Source organism: Thioalkalivibrio sp. (assembly GCF_041690275.1).
Lineage (GTDB): Bacteria > Pseudomonadota > Gammaproteobacteria > Ectothiorhodospirales > Ectothiorhodospiraceae > Thioalkalivibrio.
The window spans coordinates 2,132-4,524 of the sequence record NZ_JAWLHP010000112.1; the positions used below are offsets into that span (position 1 = coordinate 2,132).

Here is a 2,393-nt window from a genome sequence, read left to right on the forward strand (position 1 = left end):
TTCAACCCGGTGTAGGGTGGGCCAAGCCCAGCGGGCCCACCACGCCCCATTTCAACCCGGTGTAGGGTGGGCCAAGCGCAGCGGGCCCACCACTTCCCGCCCCGATGGTCCATCGTGAGCACCCTTCGTTAACCTGACAATCGCGTCTTCTCCCCTCTCCCGCTTGCGGGACAAATCCGCCCGGAGCGGATTTCGAACCGCCGCAGGCGAGCCCGAACGGCGCAGGGGAGGACGCCCGGCGTAACGGGGCCGGGTCCGACGCCGCGCCCACCATCCCCCAACCCTCCCTCCGCAGGCGGGGAGCGAGCTTTCATGGTCAGCGGGGGTGCGGGGGGTCAAGGGTGGGCACACTTCGTTTTGCCCACCCTACGGGGACGTGCCCGTGGGGAGCGGGTGGGCGCGCAGTCGCAGGGCGTCCCCGACCCAGTCGCAGGCGAAGACGTCGAGTTCGGGACGCTCCGCCATCTGCTGCAGGGGCCAGTCCAGCAGGGGCCGGGCGCCGGAGCCCATCAGGCAGGGGGCGAGGTAGAACAGCCACTCGTCGACCAGGCCGTGCCGGGCAAGCGCGCCAGCCAGTCCGGAACCCGCCTCCACGTGCAGCTCGTTCACCCCGCGTTCGCCGAGCAGGTCCAGGACCGGCGACAGCTCCAGCCTGCCCTCTTCCAGCGCCGGCATGCCGAGCACCTCGGCACCGCGGGCGCGGAGCTCCCCGGCCTTGTCGGAGTCCTTGCGGGCGGCGCCGGTCAGCACCAGGACCGTCCCCTCGTCGAGCATCCGCGCCCGCAGCGGCATCTGCAGCTGCGAGTCCACCACCACCCGCAGCGGCTGACGCACGGGGACCGCCTGCAGCTCCGGGTAGCGGTCCGGATCGATACCGCTGTCCGAGACCAGTTCCGCGGGCGACAGGCGCACGGTCATGTGCGGGTCGTCGGCGAGCACCGTGCCGCTGCCGGTCAGGATGGCGCCGGCCCGCGCGCGCCAGTGTTGCACGTCGCGCCGCGCCGCGGGACCGGTGATCCACTTGGACTCGCCGGAGGCCATTGCGGTCCGGCCGTCGAGGCTGGAGGCGAGCTTCACCCGAACCCAGGGGCGACCTGTCTCCATGCGGCGCACGAAGCCGGGATTGAGCGCCCGGGCCTCGAACTCCAGCACCCCGTTCTCGACCGCGATGCCCTCGGCACGCAGGCGCTCCAGCCCCCGGCCGGAGACCAGCGGATTCGGGTCCTGCATCGCGACCACCACCCGCCCGACCCCCGCGGCAACCAGCGCGTCGGCGCAGGGCGGCGTGCGGCCATGATGGGCGCAGGGCTCCAGGGTGATGTAGACGGTGGCGCCCCGGGCGAGATCGCCCGCCGCTCGCAGCGCGTGGATCTCGGCATGCGGTTCGCCGGCCCGCCAGTGGGCCCCCTCGCCGACGATCCTGCCGTCCCGCACCACGACGCTGCCGACCCGGGGATTGGGATCGGTGGTGTACAGGCCCAGCTCGGCGAGCTGCAGCGCCCGCCCCATGCAGCCATGGTCGTTCACGACCCCGACTCCGGGGGAGCCGCACTCTCGTCCTCCTCGGCGATCAGGCGCAGCTGGGAACGGCGCATCTCCGGGGACAGGTCCTGCTCCAGCCGCTCGATCGCATCGCGGAAGGACTGCACGTTCGCGAAGCTGAGGTAGATCGAGGCGAAGCGGATGTAGGCGACCTGGTCCAGCCCGCGCAACTCCTCCATCACCCACTCGCCGATGCGGTCGGCGCGGATCTCGCGCTGCCCGTAGGCCGCCAGCCGCCGCTTGATGCGGTCGATCGCGGCCTCGACCTCGTCGGTGCGCACCGGCCGCTTGTGCAGCGCCAGGCGCAGTCCGCCGCGTAGCTTCTCCTCGTCGAAGGCCACCCGCTCGCCGCTGCGCTTGACCACCCGCGGCATGCTGAACTCCGCGCGCTCGAAGGTGGTGAAGCGGGCGCCGCAGGCCTGGCACTCGCGGCGGCGCCGGATCTGGTCCTGCTCCGGTCCGGCGACGCGCGAGTCGACCACCCGGGTGTCGTCGGCGCCGCAGGCCGGGCAGCGCATCGCGCGGTCCTATTCGCCGGAGCCGTAGACCGGGAACCGCGCGCAGACATCGAGCACCTTGTGGCGCACGGTCTCGATCACGGTGGGGTTCTCGTGATCGTCGAGGACATCCGCGATCCAGTTCGCGAGATCCCTGCACTCGGTCTCGCCGAAGCCGCGGGTGGTCACCGCCGGGGTGCCGATGCGGATGCCGCTGGTCACGAAGGGGGACTGCGGGTCGTTGGGGACGGCGTTCTTGTTCACGGTGATGTTGGCGGCGCCCAGTGCCGCATCGGCGGCCTTGCCGGTGAGGCCCTTGTCGATCAGGCTCAGCAGGAAGAGGTGGTTGTCGGT

2 protein-coding genes and 1 pseudogene are annotated in these 2,393 nt (G+C 71.9%); all 3 read right to left on the reverse strand.

Annotation, left to right across the window (positions count from 1 at the left end; genetic code table 11):
* Positions 1–366 precede the first annotated feature (366 nt).
* On the reverse strand, positions 367–1,509 hold the full coding sequence (gene ribD / locus ACESMN_RS13420; protein WP_373054114.1) for a bifunctional diaminohydroxyphosphoribosylaminopyrimidine deaminase/5-amino-6-(5-phosphoribosylamino)uracil reductase RibD: 1,143 nt from the start codon (positions 1,507–1,509) through the stop codon (positions 367–369).
* A 14-nt stretch (positions 1,510–1,523) separates the two neighbouring features.
* Complete coding sequence (nrdR, locus tag ACESMN_RS13425; RefSeq protein ID WP_373054113.1) at positions 1,524–2,060, reverse strand: transcriptional regulator NrdR; 537 nt, start codon at positions 2,058–2,060, stop codon at positions 1,524–1,526.
* 9 nt (positions 2,061–2,069) lie between these two features.
* Positions 2,070–2,393, reverse strand: a pseudogene (gene glyA, locus ACESMN_RS13430) (serine hydroxymethyltransferase); the annotation flags it as partial.

Bases quoted from the DNA above. Each gene is read 5' to 3' on its own strand.
- ribD (WP_373054114.1), bottom strand. From the start codon at position 1,509: ATGGGGCGGGCGCTGCAGCTCGCCGAGCTGGGCCTGTACACCACCGAT.
- nrdR (WP_373054113.1), bottom strand. From the start codon at position 2,060: ATGCGCTGCCCGGCCTGCGGCGCCGACGACACCCGGGTGGTCGACTCG.